A 17,460-nucleotide genomic window follows, 5' to 3' on the forward strand; every position below is an offset into this window, starting at 1 on the left:
ACGATCGCCTCTTTGATTGGCAGGGTAACGCGACATCGCGCGGCGGATGCAGTCGGAGATCGCCTCACTCCGCCATCCGTGCTGCGATGTCCGGAAGCGCCCGCGTCGGGTTTCTCCCGATAGGCCGCTCAGGCGCGTCTCCACGGCCCAAGAAGGGCACAAATCCGTGCCTGAGGTTCCCTGCCTGCGGCTATCATCGACCCTTGCCCGCGACGCACGCTGCGCCTCGGGTGAGGGGTAGGCGGCGACGCGCGCTCCATTGATGACCGGGGGTTTTACGTCGTGAAGACGACAGACGAAACTGGGCTCGGGCAACAACACGGCGGCCTCTCGCCGCTCGTCCTCGTGGTCGACGACTTCGACGACAACCGCGAGATGTTCACGGAGTTTCTTTCGTTCTCCGGGTTCCGCGTGGCGCAGGCTGCAACCGGGCGAGAGGCGCTGACACAGGCGTTCTCCCTCTTGCCCGATCTGATCCTCATGGATCTATCGCTGCCCGAGCTCGACGGGCTCGAAGCGACGCGGTTCCTGAAGAGCGACGAGCGGACCAAGCGCATCCCGATCGTGGCGCTGACGGGACACGCGCTCGCGGGTCACTCGAAGGACGCCAAGGAAGCAGGTTGCGACTCGTTCTTGACGAAGCCGTGCCTGCCCGACGCGCTGGTGACCGAGATCAAGCGGGTCCTCGGCGCGCGCGCTCGCTAGCGACGCGCACCGACGACGTTCATTACAGAGGGGGGGGAACATGAGAGCATCCGTGGGCTCACGGGTGGGCGTGCGCGCGGATGGCGTCACGCAAGAGGCGGGCAGCTTCGTCCCAGTCGACGGGCTTGACCAGGACCGCGTCGAACGCGCTGTTCGCGAGCTTGGCGCGCGCGGAGAGATCGCGCCGACCCGTGCACGCGAAGAGCGCCATCCGTTGCGTCGCGGGATCGGAGCGCAGCGCTTCGGCAACGACGAACCCGTCGATGCCGGGCATGCGCAGATCACACAGGACGGCATCCGGCACGTCCTGCGTGGCGAGGAAGACGCCGCGCAGGCCGCCTTTGGCGCGCTCGACCTGGAAGCCGTGGGCTTCGAGCGAGGCCTCGGCGATCGCGAGGAAGTCGGGATCGTCGTCGACGATGAGCACGCGCGGGCGGAACACGCTCGTCTGCTCCATCTCGCCGGCTCCGCCCATCGTCTCCGCCATCCCGCCCCCTCCGACTGCGTGCAGATCGCCGTCCGCGCGAGAACACGCGCGACGAGACGTTTCGCTCCCCCATGTCTTGGACCAGCGCGCGCGATGCGCAATGCGGCGGCGCGGTCTCTGCGAACTTCGTCCTCGCGAGACGCCGGATCCGTCCGGCGGCTCTCTTCACGAACTCCACGATCCTCGGCGTTTCCTGCGTGCTACGCAGTGTGCGTCGTGTGCTCGTTCAACGCTTACCGCGCCCCTTTTCGGGCTCTAGAGTGTGCCTCATGAGTGTCGACGAGGTTTTCTTCGACCGAGTGGCCCACGACCTGCGTGGCGAGCTCTCGACGATGCTCGCCGGCGTCCACTACTTGCTCCGGTTCGGCCGGGATCTCTCGCCTCCGACGCGCGAGATGCTCGAACGGGTGAGCGGCGCGGGCGAGCGGCTCACGCGCATGCTCGCGGAGCTCGACGACGCCGTCTGGCTGCTCGACACCCACAAGCCGCTCGTGCTCGCGTCCCTCCGCTTCGGCGATCTCGTCGACGAGGTGATGACGCGCATCGAGCCCACGGTGAAGACGCGTGGCATCCGGCTCGTCCTCGAACAGACCGACGCCGACGCGGCGGCCGAGCTCGTCGGCGATGTGGATCTGCTCGCCACGGCGCTCACCTCGATCGTCGATCTCGCCACCTTGCGCGCGCCTTCGGGCACGGTGCACGTCACGGCCGAGACCCGAGACGGCGCGCCGATCGTGCGGGTGCGGGACGAGGGCGAGGCCGTGCCCAAGGACGTGCTCGCGCGCCTGTTCGAGCCCTTCGTCGAGCGGGAGATCGTGCCGCGCGAGACGCATGGCCGGCGCAAGCTCAGGCTCGGGATCGGCCTGCCGATCGCGCGGGCGATCTTCGAAGCGCACGGCGGCTCGCTCGTCGTGGATCCGAGCGACACGGGGCTCACGCTCCGGGGCGTGATCTCCTTGCGCAAGGCCTCCGAGATCCCGGTCGAGCCCGAGAAGGCGCGCGCCGCGTCCGGATAGCCGGTGTCTTGCGACGACCGGGCGGGCATGCTCCGCTCGCCTCCCATGGCACGCGTGAACATCGTCTTCCTGGGTGTTGCGCTCACGCTCCTCGGGGGCTGCTCCGAGCCGGCCGGCGCCGCGCGCACGTGCAGCGGCGTCGCGCTCGACGGAGCGCTCTTGATGCTCGCCACGAACCTGCAGGCGAGCGGCCTCGGGCGCATCGACGAGACCGGCTGTTTGACCGAGATCCCGGACATCGCGCTCGGCGTCGATCCGCTGCTCTCCACCGGCTTCGGCGGGCCGTTCGTGTGCGTGCGTGATCAGGGGCTCGTGCGCGCCGTCGATCCGGATTCGCTCGCGCTCACGCGCACGTGGGTCGCGTTCGGCGAATCCGAGACGACGTTCGAGCTCGCGACGGGCGGCAAGGCGGGCGGGCCGCACAACCCACACGACGCGGATCTCGACGCGGAAGGCAGGCTCTGGGTCGCGCGGTACGAGCAGCCCGGCGTCGCGGTGATCGAGCCCGACGGGAGCTTCGGCGGCACGGTCGATCTCTCGATGTTCGCCGACGTCGACGGCCTGCCCGAGGTCGAGGCGGTGCGTGTCGTCGGGGATCGCGTCTTCGCGTCCGTGCAGCGCCTCGATCGTCGCACGTGGAAGTCCGCGGAGAACGGCGCGCTCGTGGCGATCGACCTCGCCTCGCGCAGTGTCGTCGGCTCCGTGGACCTCGGGGGGAAAAACCCGTTCGGCCGCATGAGGCCGGTGCCGTGGGATCCTGCGGGCAAGACCGTCGTGCTGGCGATGCCGGGCGACTTCTACGCGATCGACGAGGGCCACGCGGCCGCGATCGTGGATCTCGACACCCTCGTGGTGACAGGCATCGCCGAGGAGAGCGCGTTCGAGGGCTCCCTCGTGGAGGTCGAGCTTGCGGCGCCGGACGAGGCGTATGCGATCGTCGCGGGCACAGGGCTCGAAAACGCCACGCGGCTCGTTCGGTTCGATCCGTCCGGAAAAACCGCGCCGATCGTTCTGGCCGATACGCGGGAAGGTGGCCAGGGCGGTAACTACGACTACGGGGGCCTCGCGGTGGTCGGCCGCCACGTCCTGCTCGGCGACAAAGCCCACGGCGCGCCTGCGATCCACATCTTCGAGCGCGTGACGGGACGTGAGGTCGGCACCCTCGCGCCCGAACGACTTCCGCCCGTGTCGCTCTTGCCGTTGCCGTAGCGCGTCGGGAAGCGTGGAGGGGCTTCGTTCGGACGAGCCGTGCTCTCGCGCGCGAATCCCCTTTCGCCCCTGTGCCTCCCGGGCGAACTTCGTTTACCATCGATGGAAACGCCTTGGCTGACCGAGCCCCTTCATCGATGTTGAGCTCTGCGCTCGCCGAGCGTGGCGTGTCGATGCGTTCCCTCGAAGAGGCGATCGCGCGGCAAGTCGTGCACGGCGGTGACCTCGTGACGAACCTGCTCGAGGTCGGCGGCGCCCGCGAGGAGATGCTCGTGCCTCTGCTCGCCGAGGTGCTCGGCCTCGAAGAGGCGCCCTCGGGCAAACTCCCGCTGCCGCCCGCGCCGGTGCTGCGCCTCGTGCCCGGGGATCTCGCGATCAGGCACGGCATCTTCCCGCTCGCGCTCACGCGGCGCATCCTCACGATCGCCACCGCCGAGCCCCTCTCGCCGGCCGTCGAAGGTGACCTCGCGTTCGCGCTCGCCGTCGAGATCCGGCAGAGTGTCGCGCCGCTCGTGCGCATCCGTCAGGCGATCGCCGAGGCCTACCAGATCCCGCTCGAGCGTCGCTTTCTCCGGCTCGTCGCCAAGCTCGAGAGCCGCCCCGATCCGAGCCCGACGGTCATGCCACCGCCGCGGAGCATCGGGTCCTCGCGTCCGCCGCCCCCGCGCCTTCCGGAGCTTCCCGTCGCGACGCCGCTGCCGCCCACGCAGATGCCGCCGACGCAGACGCCGGACACGCTCGTCGCGGGCGCGGCGCCGCCGATCGCTCCGACTCGCACGAAGCTCTCGGCCACGCCCATCGCGGCGCGCGCGGCTCGTTCGGACCACCCCAAGCCCGCGCCGACGGTCGCGGTCGTCGAGCCGAAGCCCATCTCCGCGCCCGCCGCGATCCCTGCACCTCCGCGGCGTCCGCTCACCAGCGACGAGTTGCCCGAGACCGTCGCCGCGCCGCCGGGGTCCGCGTCGATCGCGGACACGGCCGACGAGGAAGAAGCGCCCGTCTCGCGAAGGCCCGAGCGTTCCGTGCGACGCGAGTCGAATCGCACCCGCACGAGCACCAGCGTGCTCCGCCGCGCGGTCACGGGTGATCGCAAGACACGCGTCGCCGAGGCTCCGGATCGCCGCACCGCGCGTCCTCGCCGCAAGGGCCCGTTCACCACGGCGATGGCGGAAGACGAGCTCGGCGAGGCGACCACGACCGACGCGGTCCTCGACATCTTCTTCGCGTTTGCCCACCAGTTCTTCGAGTACACGGCGCTCTTCGTCGTGCACGGCGACGTCGCGGATGGACGCGACGCCTCGGGCCCCGGCGCAGGCGCGGCGCGGCTCATGTCGCTCTCCGTGCCCCTCGACCGCCCGAGCGTGCTCGCTCTCGCCCGCGAACGCAGGGCGCCCGTGATCATGCCGCCCGCCGTGGGTGACCTCGACGTCCAGATCGCCTCCGAGCTCGGCCGATCGGGCCGCACCGAGGCAGGGACGCGCGCCGCTGCCGTGCTCGTCCTGCCGATCGTCGTACGAAACCGGACCGTCGCGCTGCTCTACGGCGACGACGGCTCCGTCGACGTGGAGCTCTCCGCGCTCGGCGACGTCATCGCCATCGCGGGCCTCACGGCCGAGGCGATCGAACGCGCCATCCTGCGCAAAAAGCGCGGCGGCGCGGCGGGCGATGGTGCCCCGGCGAAACGCCCTCCCAAGCCCGCGCCTCCGCCGCAGGCCCCGGGCGCAGCGCGCCAGGTCGGCCTCGTCGCGCTCGCCCGTGCCTTCGAGCTGCCTGCGCGCCCCGCGGACGGCGCCGAGCCTGCGCCGCCTGCAGCCGAACCGAAATCGCCGCCGGCGGCCATCTCGTCGATCGCCGTCACCTTGCCGTCCGCCTCCGCGATGGCGCCGGCCATGCTCGAGGCGAGCCCCAAGCCGGCCGCGTCCCCTGCGGACGAGATCTCCTTCGCGGGCATCACCTCGAGCCAGCCGAGCGCCGCGCCCCGGCCGGCCCCCGAGCCGCCGCGCGTGGCCCCTCCGGCCCCCGCGCCCCCGGCCGCGGCTCCCCCGGCCCCTGCGTTCACGGAGACGCTCCAGAGCCCCACGCCCGCGCCGGACTCCGTCGTCCCGCGTGCCGAGCCCCGCGCCCTGCGCTCCCCCGACTCCGACAACGCCTGGGAGCTCAGCGGCCGCCGCGGCGGCCCCATGTCCCGTCGCCGCCGCACGCCCCTCGGCGTCGTCGCGACGGGCCGCATGCGCCTCGGACCCACCACGCCCCCGCCTCCCCCCATCACGGCCGTCTCCCGGCCGCCGGAGGCCGGCCCCGCTCCAGCCCAGCCCCCGCGTGCCGCGCGCCGGGCCATCGCGCCGAGCTTCGGCGGTCGCAGCAAGGCCTCCCTGGGCCTCGGCGCCCAGCCCTTGCCTCCCGAGCCGCCGCCCAACGCCATCGCCGCGCCGCCGACGCCTCCCGTGCCTCCCGTGCGCCCCGTCGTGCCCACGGCACCCGCGCCCCCGCCCGACGCCTTCGCGCCCCCGCCCGAGGTCCCCGCGACCCCACCCGCGCCCGCACCGCCCGTGCGTGTGCCGCCCCCGGGGGAGATGAACTCGCCCTTGCCTCCGGAAACGCTCCCCGGCCCGCCAGTCGAGACCTGGGCCCCCCGCGCGGCCAAGGACGAACCCAGCGCCGTGCCCGTGGGCAGCACGCTCCCGAACCGCGCGCGCGCCGCGGGCTCCGATCCCATCACCCTCGTGCAGCGCTTCCTCGAATCCGGCGCGGAGGACGGCGAGGCCCACAAAGAGCTCGTTCGCCTCGGCGAGGCCGCGATGCAGGCCATCATGGCCCGCTTCCCCGGCCCGCTTCGCATCGACCCGCGTGTCCTCTCGCGTGGCGCCGAGCTCCCGCTCGCCTCGCGCAGCGGCCCTCTGCTCGGCCTCATCGTCGCGATCGGCCGTCCTGCCGTGCCGTTCCTCGCCGTGCGCAGCACCGCGGGTGATCCCGACGTCCGGTTCTGGGCGACGCACCTGCTCGGCGAGCTCATGTATCCGGAGAGCGCGCATGCCATCTTCGTGCGCCTCTTCGACGACGCCGCTCCGGTTCGTCGTGTCGCGCGTCGCGCCGCTGCGATGCTCATCGCCGCGAGTCCCGTGACTGAAGCGCCGATCCTCCCGACGCTCGAACGTCTCGCGCGGACCTCGACTGAGCGTGCCGGCCGGCGCCTGCTCGCAATCGAGACCCTCGGCGAGCTCGCCGTCCCCAAGTCGGTTCCGGTGCTCATCGCAACGCTCGGCGAGACGACCGTGGAGCTCGCGGAAGCGGCACATCGCGCGCTCGTGCACGTCACGCGGCACGACTTCGGCCGCGACGTACGCAAGTGGAACGCCTTCTGGACGACGAACGGCGCGCGAGGTCGCGTCGAGTGGCTCATCGACGCGCTTCTCTCGGAATCGCCCACGCTCCGTCGCGCCGCCGCAGAGGAGCTCGCACCGATCGTCGGCCGAGATCTCGGCTACTACGACGATCTACCCGAGGACGAACGCGAGGCCGCGCAGGTCCGCTACGTCCTCTGGTGGGAGCAAGAAGGCCGCCACAAGAAGCGCAGTTGAACCGCGCTGGTCTCATCGGGGGGCGTTTCGCTGGGGCGTTGCCCCAGGCCCCACCAGGGGTTGTCCACCCCTGGACCCGGACCAGCGCAAGCGCTGGACCCGGGGTCGATGAACTGCGCAACGCGCAGTTCATCGAACAGGCCAGGTCAAGACCGGCGACGGGCTTGCCAGCGGGCAACGTGCCCGTCGCCAGCGTGAAACGCCCCCTCGTGGTCTTGCCACTGCCCTTTGGGAAGAACTGCGCATCGCGCAGTTCTTCCCCCTGAGGTCCAGGGCTTGCCCTGGTTCGGGTCGAGGGGCGAACAGCCCCCGCGGGGTCCGGGGCGGCGCCCCGGCGCGGCGGCTTGCGACAAAAAGCCACGAGGGGGCTTGAGGCCCCCTCGTGGTGTTTTCATCGATTGTCAGGAACGGTCACCGCTCACTTCTTCGCGGCGCCGGACTCCTTGATGACGAGATCGATCATCTTCTTGAACTTCGGGAACGGCTGGGCACCGCTGATGAAGTAGCCCTCCGTCTTGCCCGCGGCTGCGATGTGGAAGCCGGGCGTACCGCTGATGCCCGCCTTGTCTGCCACGCCGCTCTCGCTCTCGATGAACTTCTTGTGCGCCTCGCTGTCGAGGGCGGCCTTGAACTTCCCGAGGTCGAGACCCTGCTCCTCCGCGTACTTCTCGAGCGTCGTACGGGCGAACGCGTCGGGCGTACCGGCGCCCTTGAAGAGCGCGGTGTGCATCTTCCAGAAGCCCTCGTTGCCCTTCTGCTTCTTGGCCTCCTCGGCCGCGAGAGCTGCGGGCATCGCGTTCTTGTGGAACGGCAGCGGCTTGTGGCGCCAAACGATCTTCACCTTGTCGCCGTAGGCCTTCTCGACCTGGGCGACCGTGTCCTCTGCGCGCTTGCAGAAGGGGCACTCGAAGTCGCTGAAGATCTGCATCACGACCTTCGCCTTGTCGCTGCCCTTCCAGGCGGACTCGGCGGGGGCCACGTCGACCGTCTTCTTCTCGGGCGGGGGCGGCGTCTTCCCGTCCTTGATGATCTCGTTGTAGAGATCCTTCGCGGCCACGCCCTTCGCGAGCAGGTCCTGCGCCTTCTTGATCTCCTCGTCGATGACGGTCTTGAACTTCTCGATCGGCTGGGCGCCGACGAGGCGGCGACCGTTGATGAAGAAGTGCGGCGTGCCGCTCGCCTGGAGCTCGTCGGCGAGGTCCTGATCGGCCGTGATCTCGGCACCGTACTTCTTGTCGAGGATCGCGGTCTTCACCTTGTCGACGTTCAGGCCGAGCTCCTTGGCGTAGCCGAGCAGATCGTCGTCGGTGAGCTTCTGCTGGTTCTTCCAGAGCAGATCGTAGGCGGCCCAGAAGCCCGCCTCGCCCTTCTGGGCGCGGGCTTCACGCGCGAGTTCCGCGGCCGGCTCGGCGCGCGGGTGCATCGGCAGCGGGTTGTCCTTCCAGACGATGCGGACCTTGTCGCCGTAGGTCTTCACGACCTCGTCGAGCGTCGGGACCACGCGGCTGCAGAAGGGGCACTGGAAATCGGACCACTCGACGATCGTCACGAGCGCCGTCTCGGGGCCCTTCGCGGGCGACGTGCCGACGGGCACCTTCCAGACGGTCTTGTCCTCTTGCTGCGCCTGCTCGCGGTTCGCCGGCGGGGGCGCCTTCGCCTTGTTCTCCTGCGAGAGCTTGGCGTAGACCTTCTCCGGCTTCGTGCCCGCCTTGATCGCGGCGTCGGCGGCCTTGAGCTGCTCGTCGATCACCTGCTTGAACTTGTCGATCGGCTGCGCGCCGCTGAGCAGGATGCCGTTGATGAACGACGCCGGCGTACCGGAGACGCCCGCGGCCTTACCGGCGGCGAGGTCGGCGTCCACCTTCGCGGCGAACTCCTGCTTGTCGTAGGCGGCCTTGAACTTGGCCTTGTCCACGCCCGCCTGCACGGCCCACTGCTCGAAGTTCTCGGGCGTGAGCGCGCGCTGGTTCTGGAACGCGACCTCGTGGAACTTCCAGAAGGCCTCGGGGCCCTTGATGCGGAACACGGTCTCGGCCGCGACGGACGCGGGACGCGCGTTCTTGTGGAAGGGCAGGGGGTTCGACTTCCAGATGATGCGGAGCTTCTGCGGGCCGTACTGCTCGCGGAGCTGCGTCAGCGTCGCCTCGACCTTGCTGCAGAAGGGGCACTCGAAGTCGCTGAAGAGCACCAGCGTGACGGGCGCGTTCGGGCTGCCCCAGGTGGGATCCTTCGACGAGACGGGGACCGACGCGTCGCTGTGATCCCACGTCCCGCCGGCGACGTACTCCTGCGTCGCCTCGGCGCTGGCCGTGTGGCCCCCGGCGCCGCGATCGATGCCCCACATCAGCGCCATCCCTGCCATGAAGCAGAGAAGGAAGCCGACGATGGCGGTTCCTTTGTTCATGTTTCTTCTCTTCCTTTACGAGACGGTGCTGCCCGCGCGGCGCTCCTCATCGCGCTGCGAGAGCCGACACCCCGATCGCCCCGATGAACGTTCTTCGGGGCGAAAATCCACGATCTCGAGCGTCGTCTTTCGATCGACGCTGCCGTGACACGTGCGGATCGGCGGCGCCCCCCCGCCTTCAACCAGAAAGGGCGCAAAACCGATTCGCGAGTTTTTCCTCTTCGCGCTGGATCGCTTGCATTCGTCTGTCGCTCGCGTGCGATCCCGCGCGCGAGCGACCACGACAAGCGTCAGGCGCGAGGAGGCCTGTCGATCTCTCGGCGAACACCCCTCAGCGGGGCGCCCTCCACCGGCGGGTACGCCGGGAGCTCGACGGCGAACGCCGGTCGGAGATCGAAGGACGCCGAAAGCATGGCGTCCGGTACGGTCGCGACGAACGACGCGATGGGGTTCTGTTCGCCGTGGGAGGGACCGAGGGCTGGACCGAAGTCCGTCCCGTCACACGAGACTCCCGCGTCGATGCGCGCGTCGGTCATCGGGTGGATCCGCCCTGGCGCGACCGCCGTGGCGCCGCGCTCGTCACACATCGCCGCGATCTGAGGATCCACCTCGTCGCTCGGCCCTATGGACGTGGGGGGCGCGGTGCAGTCCACGGCGTCCTCGCTCTCCGGCTGCGCTGCACGCGGCGCAGGCCCGAGCGACGACGACGCATCGTCTTCGCAAGCAGGTACGATCGCTGCGTATGCGCGGAGCGGCACGAGCCAAACCACGGCGAATACCGCCGCGATGGCCAGCGCACGAAGAACCGCGAACCGCAACACCGACCTATCCATAGCCGACCGGAGGGCTTGCGGCAATTGTCTGTGGCCCTCCACGCTCGTCGCGCCTTCCAGATGCCGAATTATTGGCCCACCTTGTCTTACATTCCTAGCGTGTGGGCATGGCGACTGCCCCCCTCGACATGGATCGCGCCGGCATGGAAGGCGCGGCGCAGGCGACGCGAGCTTCGGACCTCGCCGCTCCGCACGACGACGAGCGCGCCGGCGCGGGGCCCGGCGAGGAGCTCCCGCGGGTCCTTGGCCGGTACCTCTTGCTCCGCCGCATCGCGCGCGGGGGCATGGGCGAGGTCTACCTCGCGTCGACCATGGGCATCGAGGGCGCCGAGCGGCCCGTCGTCGTGAAGGTCATTCGCCGCGATCACGCGAGTGATCCGAGCTTCATCGCGCGCTTCCTCGACGAGGCCCGCGTGCAGGCGCAGCTCCAGCACTCCGGCGTCGCGCAGGTCCTCGAGGCCTCGCTCGACGACGAGACCGGCGAGCCCTACGCGGTCGTCGAGCACGTCGAGGGCAAGAGCCTCGGCGACGTGCGCGGCCGCGCGCATGCGCTCGGATATCGCGTCGGCTGGGCCGAGGCCGTCGCGGTCGCCACGATGATCGCCGAGGCCCTCGCGCACGTGCACGAGCGCAAGGATCCCGCGGGCCGCGCGCTCGCGATCGTGCACCGCGATCTCTCCCCGCAGAACGTGATGGTCAGCTACGCGGGCGACGTGAAGATCATCGACTTCGGCACCGCGCGCGGCATGAACCGCCGCTGCCGCACGGTGAGCGGCGTTGTCTTCGCCAAACCCGGCTACGTCGCGCCCGAGGTCGCGAACGGCGACACCGGTGACGCGCGCGTCGACGTCTACGCGCTCGGCGTGATGCTCTGGGAGCTCTGCGCGGGCCGGCGCTTCTTGCAGGGCGACGCGGCCGTGCACATGGCCGCCGTCGCGCGGAACGCGCAGAACCTCCCGCCCATCGCCGCGCAGATCGGTGCGCCGCCCGAGCTCGACACGATCCTCGCCAAGCTCACGGCCTTCGATCGCGAGGTGCGCTACGGCCTCGCCCGCGTCGCCGCGCGCGACCTCGCCAAACTCCTCGGCGCGGCGCCTCCCTTGCCCGGCGGCGAGCGTGGCGTGCGCGCGCGGACGCAGTACCTCATGCAGTCGCTCTTTCCGAGCGAGCCTGCGAAGAGCCGCCGCGAGTTCGCGCGCCTCGTCACCGCCGCGCGCGCCACCTTCGAGGCAACGATCGAGGAGAAGGTCCGCCCCGCAGCGCCGCAAGCTCTTCCTGCCGAGGAAGAGGGCCTCTTGCCCGGCACGCGTCTCCGGCTCGTGCGCGAGATCGGCGGCGGCGCCACGAGCGTCGTGCACGAGGCCGAGCACGTGGATCTCGGCCGCCGCGTCGCCGTGAAGATCCTCGCCCCCGAGCACGGCGCCTCGCCCGAGTTCGCCGCGCGCTTCCGCCACGAGGCCCGCGCCATGTCGCGCCTCTCGCACGAAGGGCTCGTCGACCTCTACGACTTCGGCCGCGCCGCCGACGGCCGCCTCTTCTGCGTCATGGAGCTTCTCGAAGGCGAGACGCTCGAAGCCCTGATCTCCCGCGAGCGCGAGGTCGATTGGCAACGCGCGCTCCGCATCGTGATCCGCGCGCTCGGCGCCCTCGAGGTCGCGCACACCGCGGGCATCGTCCACCGCGACGTCAAACCCGCGAACGTCTTCTTGACCCAGAGCGGCACCGTGAAGGTCCTCGACTTCGGCCTCGCGCACACGCCCGAGGACATCGGCGAGGCCGTCCTCGGCGCGCCGAGCGGTGACAACGCGGTCGCGGCCGGCTTCACGCTCTTCGGCACGCCCGAGTACATGGCGCCCGAGCAGGCCGCGGGCGGCCGCGTCGACGGTCGCGCCGACCTCTACGCGCTCGGCTGCGTGCTCTACGAGATGCTCACCGGCTCGCTACCCTTCACGGGCGCGAGCGCCGCCGCGATCGTCGACGCGAAGATGAAGGGCAGCCCCGAGCGGCCGCGGGATCGTGCGCCTGGCAAGCGCTTGCCCGAGGCCGTCGACGAGCTCGTCATGCGCGCCCTCTCGCGCCACCCCGGCCTGCGTTTCCAGAGCGCCGCCGAGATGCGCGAGGCCGCGATGCTGGCCCTCGGCGCCCCCGTGCGCGCGCGCCGTCGCCGCAGGACCGCAGGGTTTGCCGCGCTCGCCGCCGCGATGGCGTTCGCGACCGTCCTGCTCGCCGGCAAGGCCAGGGACATCGGCGCGATGATCCCCGTCGCGTGGAAGTCCGTCACCGCGCCCGCGCCGGCCGTCGTGGCGGAGCCCGCGCCCGCTGCCGCGCCTGCGACCGATCCCGCGCCCGCCGTCGCTGCGGCCGCCGCGCCCGTGGCCGATCCCGCTTCCGCGCCTGAGCCTGCGCCCGCGCCCGAGCCTGCAGCCGCGCCCGAGCCGCTCCAGCTCGCCGAGGTCCCGATCTCGGCCGATCCGGAGCCGTCTCGGCCCGCGCCTGCGCGTCCTCGCCCGTCGAACCGCGCGTCCAAGAAGGAGGCCGCCGCGAGCAGCCAGATGGTCGCGGCCGTCGCGCAGGCGGACAAGCCGAGCGTCACGCCCGCCTCGGGCGACAAGGCTTCTGCAGGGGCGAACAAGGTCGTCCACGCCGACGACGTCGCGCACGTCGAGCCGACCGAACCTTCACACGCCGAGCCGGCATCGAAGGACAAGGACGAGCAAGCTCGTTTGAGGCGCAAGAAGAAGACCCGCATGGCCTCCAAGCCGGCCGATGGGGGTATCGGGGGCGCAGCTCGGCCTGGCCGAGCGGAGCCACCGATCGTGAAAGACGGGCAAGGCGCGAAGCCGGCGAACAAGACCAAGTAGCCGTCAAGCTCCCCCGGCAGCGCTCATTTTGCTCGATCGCGCGCCGTCACGTTGTATACCGCGCACACTCGATGGCCCAGATTGCTCCGCCCGCCGTGGGTGAAAACGTCGTCACCTCCGGCCCGCCGCACCGAGCCATTCTCAAGCTCGCTCTGCCAACGGTCGGGGCGATGCTCACGCAGAGCGTCGTCAACGAGATCGACATCGTCTTCTTCGCCCGGCTGCCCTGCCCGGAGTCGTCGAACGCGCAGGCCGCGCTCCTCCCGTCGCTGATCGTCCTCTGGCTCTTCGGCGGCTCGCTCTCCGCGATCTCCGTCGGCACGCAAGCCTTCGTCGGCCGCCGCTTCGCCGAGAAGAAGCACGAAGACGCAGGCGCGGTCCTCTTCAACGCCGCGCTCTTCGCGCTCGTCGCGGGCGTCATCTTCTCCGCGATCGGCTACCTCGCCACGCCCCACATCCTCGGCGCAATCATCAAGGTCGAGGGCGCTCGCACGGCCGCAGACGAGTATCTGCGCTGGCGTCTGCTCGGCGTCACCTCGATGGCGACGACGTTCGCCTTCAAGGCCTTCTTCGACGGCATCGGCAAGACGCACATCCATCTCGTCTCGGCCGTCGTGATGAACGCGCTGAACATCGTGCTCTGCTTCTTGCTGATCTTCGGCAACGCCGCGCTCGGCATCCAGAAGATGGGCATCGCAGGCGCGGGCATCGCAGGGTTCGTCTCCACGTACGTCGGCCTCGCGATCATGGTCGGCTACGCGCTCCTGCCGCAGTTCCGGAAGCTCTACGCCCCGTTCCGCTGGAAGAACCTGGACCGAGGGCTCACCTGGTCGGTCCTGAAGCTCTCGATCCCGAGCAGCGTGGCGACCATCGCAGTGATGACAGGCTTCGCACTCTTCGCGATGATCGCAGGCAAGCTCGACGAGGTGCACCCCATGGGCGTCGTCTCGGCGATGTGCCCAGGCGGCAAGGCCGAGCCAGTGAACGGCGCAGCGACGACCGTGATCGTCGGCGTCCTCAAGCTGACGTTCACCGCATGTCTCGCGTTCGGCACGTCCACGGCAACGCTCGTCGCGCAGTCCCTCGGCGAGCGCAACGGCGACAAAGCCGAGACATTCGGCTGGACGTCGGTGCGTCTGGGTCTCCTGATCTTCGGCGTCGTGGGTCTCTGCGAGGCCGTCTTCGCGCCGCAGATCCTCTCGTTCGTCACGCACAGCGACGTCGTGCGAGACGTCGCACTCGGCCCGATGCGGCTCATGGGCATCTGCACGCCGATCATCGCAATCGGAATGATCCTCACGCAGGCACTCTTCGGCGCCGGCAACTCGCGCTTCGTGATGATCGTGGAGCTCGTGCTCCACTTCCTCTGTCTCGTCCCGCTCGCATGGCTACTCGGCATCACGCTCGACCTAGGCCTGATGGGCATCTGGGCCGCCGGCGTGGTCTACGCCGTGCTCCTCGCAAGCGTGATGGTCTTCAAGTTCCGCAGCGGCGACTGGAAGAAGATCGCGCTGTAGGGAAACGTGTCGCCGGGGTTTCACCCCGGGCCCGACCAGGGGTTGTCCACCCCTGGACCCGGACCAGCGCAAGCGCTGGACTCGGGGTCGATGAACTGCGCTCCGCGCAGTTCATCGAACAGCCGCAAGCAAGACCCGCCACGACCCTGCCCACCAAGACTGCAGCGCTGACGTCTCGCCGGGCAACGCCCCCGTGGTCTTGTTACGGGCCCGTTGGAAGAACTGCGCGTAGCGCAGTTCTTCCACCAGAGGTCCAGGGCTTGCCCTGGTCCGGGTCGAGGGGCGGACAGCCCCCGCGGGGTCCGGGGCAGCGCCCCGGCGCAGCGGCTCAGCTCAGCGCCCGAACGCGGATCCCGTCCAGCGATATCGCACCGGGCCGAGGTTGCTCCAGGGGAGCAGCAGCGGCTCGATGCCGCCGACTGCGCTCGTCTCCTGCGCGAAGGGGTAGGTTGCGGCGGTCCATTCGGTTGCTTTGCCTGGGGCGAGCTCGATCTCCACGAGCTTGCCGGCCTTCACGAATCGGTGGGTGCCGCTCACCTTCTTCTTGCCGATCGAGCGCCCGATCTCTGCGGCGAACACGCGCTTCAGGCCCTCGCCTTCGACCTTGTAGACGAGCAGCACGTCGCGATCGACCGTGCCGCTGCTCCCCTCGAGCGTAGCGTTCGAGTGCAGCGTGCCTTGCACGATGATCTCGGCTTTGCCGTCGCCGGTCAGATCCATCGCGCTCACCTCGCTGATGTCCGTGCCCTTCGTGAACTGCGACAGCGTCAGGAACGAGTAGCCCGTGCCGCCCTTGAAGCCCTTGCCGAAGATCACGAGGTCCCGATCGTGGAGCAGCACCGTCTCGGCTTGTTTGTCGCCTGAAACGTCTGCGGACACGTTGAACCGCGGCTTGCCCGCTACGCTGCGCTCTTTCTTGTAGAGCGCGTACACCTGCTCCAGAAGCTCGCCGGCGCTCGGACCCTTGGGCGCCTCGGGCTTCACGGTCTCGCTGGACGGCTTGGAGGCGGCTGCGGGCGGAGGCGTCGCGGCTTGTGTCGCCTCGCCGGCCTTTGTGAAGGCCTTGCCGTTCCATTTGTACGTCCGTGAAGCGATCGTCTCCCAGGGCAGCAGCGCGGGATCCATCGAGGTCTCGCGTGACTCGTTGTAGTTGCCTGCGTGGAACTCCTTCGCTTTGCCGGACAGGATCGTGATCGCGACCTTCGCGCCGTCGCTGTCGAAGCGAACCTCGTTCTCGACTGCGCCCTTCTCCGTCACGACCGCGATCTCGTGCTGGAACAGCGTCGCCGGCACGTCGGACTTGCCGAACTGCAACACCTGCAGGTACTCGCGGTACTTCTTCGGCGTCCCGAGACGCTTGCGCAGGATGATCTCCGCCTGCCCGTCGCCCGTCAGATCCCGCGCCTCGAACGAGGGCAACATGCCTGCGGAGACATCGACGCCGAGGTCGTTCCAGTAATACTCGGTGCCTTTGCGGAACGTCGGACCGAGGACCACGAGGTACCGATCCCACACGAGCACGCGCTCCTTCAGCGCGTCACCTGCGACGTCCGCGATCAGGTTGAACTTGGGCGCGCCGCGGACGCTCTTCTCCTTGAGCAGCCCCTCGGCGAGCGCTTGCTCGCTCTCGATCGACACGGGCGGCAGCGACTCGTACTTCGTCGAGGGCGCCGTACCGACTGCGGACTCGATCGTGCTGCCCGTGTCGGCGTCGTGCACGTGGATCGCGCCGCGCAGACCGACGCGGGTCGTGGCGGCGGGGGGGAAGGCGGTCCAGGGGATCGTTGCTTCGAGCGTCCAGCCGCCGCTGCGCGGGGCCTCGATGACCTTCGCGCCCGTGATGGCCTTGCCTTCCTTCGTCTTGGCCGCGCCGGGGGCTTTGCCCGGGTCGCCGGGGTAGAGCAGCACTTCGTGGACGACGCCGCCCGGGAAGCCGAGCGTGAGGGCGACGTGGTCGCCGCCGCCGCCGCGCAGGACGTCGTCGTTGACGTCGACCGCGACGAAAAGGCTCGTGCCGTCGTAGGAGAGGGCGGCTTTGGCTTCGAGGTCCGTCTTCGACGGCTTGCCCTTGGTGGCGTACGAGAGCGCCATCAACGAGGGCCACTCCTTGGGTACGCCGTCGAGCTTGATGGACTTGGCTTCGACGAGCGCGGCGCGCACGGCCGACCCTTCGGCGGCGGCGGGAGAGGTGGCGAAAAAGGCCCCCGCGAGGGCGGCGAGGGCGGTGAGGGCGGAGCCAAGGCGAGCGCGGTGGGGCGTCATGAGCAGGATATGGACGGGGGTAGGGGACCTTTGTTCACCGGGTGTGAGGCCCCGCGAAGGCCGTTGTTCCCGCGAAGATACCCGGGGGTTGTGACGAGCGGGAGGCGGTCAATCGTGTGTCCAGGGGGGTGGAACGTTTGAACGGTGGTTGGTCACCGTTACGCGAGGGCGACCGAACGTTCGATGGGGGACGGGAGAACGTGACGCGAGAGGGATCGAACGGCTGAAGACGCGCGCGTCAGCGTGGACCGAGGTTCTTCGAAGGCTCGGAGACGCGCGCGTCAAACGTGACGCGAGGGTGTTCGAAGCTTCGAAGGGGGAGGAGAGAGCGTGACGCGTGGGGGGTCGAAGGGTTGGAGACGCGCGCGTCAGCGTGGACCGAGGGGGCTCGAACGCTTGGCGGGGCACATGCCGTGGTGACGCGCCAAAAAGCCGTCGAGCGGGACCCCTGGAGTGTCGCTAATACCTTAGGAGATCCCCCGGCTCTGCCGGGGAGGCAGCCGAAGTTTGACATTTCCGGGGGTCTAAAGGCGGAACCCCCTTCGTGAGCCGCTCAAAGCAACACGAAAGGGGTTCCAGTGGACGAGT

At 69.8% G+C, this 17,460-nt stretch carries 10 protein-coding genes; 6 read left to right on the plus strand and 4 right to left on the minus strand.

The genetic code is table 11. The features are described from left to right. Positions 1 to 282 precede the first annotated feature (282 nt). Entirely contained in the window at positions 283 to 705 is a 423-nt protein-coding gene (locus tag KEG38_RS32745) for a response regulator (protein WP_272423968.1), read from the plus strand. A 58-nt stretch (positions 706 to 763) separates the two neighbouring features. On the opposite strand, the gene KEG38_RS32750 is transcribed toward KEG38_RS32745, so the two are convergent. Continuing rightward, positions 764 to 1,192 carry a response regulator gene (locus KEG38_RS32750; protein ID WP_272423970.1) on the minus strand — a complete coding sequence of 143 codons (429 nt, stop codon included), beginning with the start codon at positions 1,190 to 1,192 and terminating at the stop codon, positions 764 to 766. Positions 1,193 to 1,461: 269 nt separating this feature from the next. Between KEG38_RS32750 and KEG38_RS32755 the strand changes: the two genes are divergently transcribed. The 3 genes from KEG38_RS32755 (at position 1,462) to KEG38_RS32765 (ending at position 6,995) form a co-directional block, all read left to right on the plus strand. Further along, the gene (locus KEG38_RS32755) at positions 1,462 to 2,208 is read left to right on the plus strand and encodes a sensor histidine kinase (RefSeq protein ID WP_272423972.1); all 747 of its coding nucleotides are present in this window, start codon (positions 1,462 to 1,464) and stop codon (positions 2,206 to 2,208) included. A 45-nt stretch (positions 2,209 to 2,253) separates the two neighbouring features. Then, positions 2,254 to 3,417 (plus strand): NHL repeat-containing protein, encoded by a 1,164-nt coding sequence (locus tag KEG38_RS32760; protein ID WP_272423975.1) that lies wholly within the window; start codon positions 2,254 to 2,256, stop codon positions 3,415 to 3,417. Between the two features lie 137 nt (positions 3,418 to 3,554). Continuing rightward, positions 3,555 to 6,995, plus strand: coding sequence for a GspE/PulE/PilB domain-containing protein (locus KEG38_RS32765; protein WP_272423976.1), 3,441 nt, complete (start codon positions 3,555 to 3,557; stop codon positions 6,993 to 6,995). Positions 6,996 to 7,413: 418 nt separating this feature from the next. On the opposite strand, the gene KEG38_RS32770 is transcribed toward KEG38_RS32765, so the two are convergent. Both KEG38_RS32770 and KEG38_RS32775 read right to left on the minus strand, forming a co-directional pair. Continuing rightward, entirely contained in the window at positions 7,414 to 9,399 is a 1,986-nt protein-coding gene (locus KEG38_RS32770; RefSeq protein WP_272423977.1) for a DsbA family protein, read from the minus strand. 290 nt (positions 9,400 to 9,689) lie between these two features. Next, on the minus strand, positions 9,690 to 10,220 hold the full coding sequence (locus KEG38_RS32775; protein ID WP_272423978.1) for a hypothetical protein: 531 nt from the start codon (positions 10,218 to 10,220) through the stop codon (positions 9,690 to 9,692). 119 nt (positions 10,221 to 10,339) lie between these two features. Between KEG38_RS32775 and KEG38_RS32780 the strand changes: the two genes are divergently transcribed. Together KEG38_RS32780 and KEG38_RS32785 are read left to right on the plus strand one after the other, a co-directional pair. Beyond that, on the plus strand, positions 10,340 to 13,093 hold the full coding sequence (locus KEG38_RS32780) for a serine/threonine-protein kinase (RefSeq protein ID WP_272423980.1): 2,754 nt from the start codon (positions 10,340 to 10,342) through the stop codon (positions 13,091 to 13,093). Between the two features lie 71 nt (positions 13,094 to 13,164). Then, positions 13,165 to 14,610, plus strand: coding sequence for an MATE family efflux transporter (locus KEG38_RS32785; RefSeq protein ID WP_272423982.1), 1,446 nt, complete (start codon positions 13,165 to 13,167; stop codon positions 14,608 to 14,610). Between the two features lie 333 nt (positions 14,611 to 14,943). On the opposite strand, the gene KEG38_RS32790 is transcribed toward KEG38_RS32785, so the two are convergent. Beyond that, positions 14,944 to 16,872 (minus strand): DOMON domain-containing protein, encoded by a 1,929-nt coding sequence (locus tag KEG38_RS32790; RefSeq protein ID WP_272423983.1) that lies wholly within the window; start codon positions 16,870 to 16,872, stop codon positions 14,944 to 14,946. Positions 16,873 to 17,460: the final 588 nt, after the last annotated feature.

The sequence above is a fragment of the Polyangium jinanense genome, from assembly GCF_028435265.1.
Classification (GTDB): Bacteria; Myxococcota_A; Polyangia; order Polyangiales; family Polyangiaceae; genus Polyangium; species Polyangium jinanense.

Coding starts and splice junctions, on each gene's coding strand:
- KEG38_RS32760 (WP_272423975.1), top strand. CDS start 2,254: ATGGCACGCGTGAACATCGTCTTCCTGGGTGTTGCGCTCACGCTCCTC.
- KEG38_RS32765 (WP_272423976.1), top strand. CDS start 3,555: ATGTTGAGCTCTGCGCTCGCCGAGCGTGGCGTGTCGATGCGTTCCCTC.
- KEG38_RS32785 (WP_272423982.1), top strand. CDS start 13,165: ATGGCCCAGATTGCTCCGCCCGCCGTGGGTGAAAACGTCGTCACCTCC.
- KEG38_RS32790 (WP_272423983.1), bottom strand. CDS start 16,872: ATGACGCCCCACCGCGCTCGCCTTGGCTCCGCCCTCACCGCCCTCGCC.
- KEG38_RS32780 (WP_272423980.1), top strand. CDS start 10,340: ATGGCGACTGCCCCCCTCGACATGGATCGCGCCGGCATGGAAGGCGCG.
- KEG38_RS32770 (WP_272423977.1), bottom strand. CDS start 9,399: ATGAACAAAGGAACCGCCATCGTCGGCTTCCTTCTCTGCTTCATGGCA.
- KEG38_RS32750 (WP_272423970.1), bottom strand. CDS start 1,192: ATGGCGGAGACGATGGGCGGAGCCGGCGAGATGGAGCAGACGAGCGTG.
- KEG38_RS32755 (WP_272423972.1), top strand. CDS start 1,462: ATGAGTGTCGACGAGGTTTTCTTCGACCGAGTGGCCCACGACCTGCGT.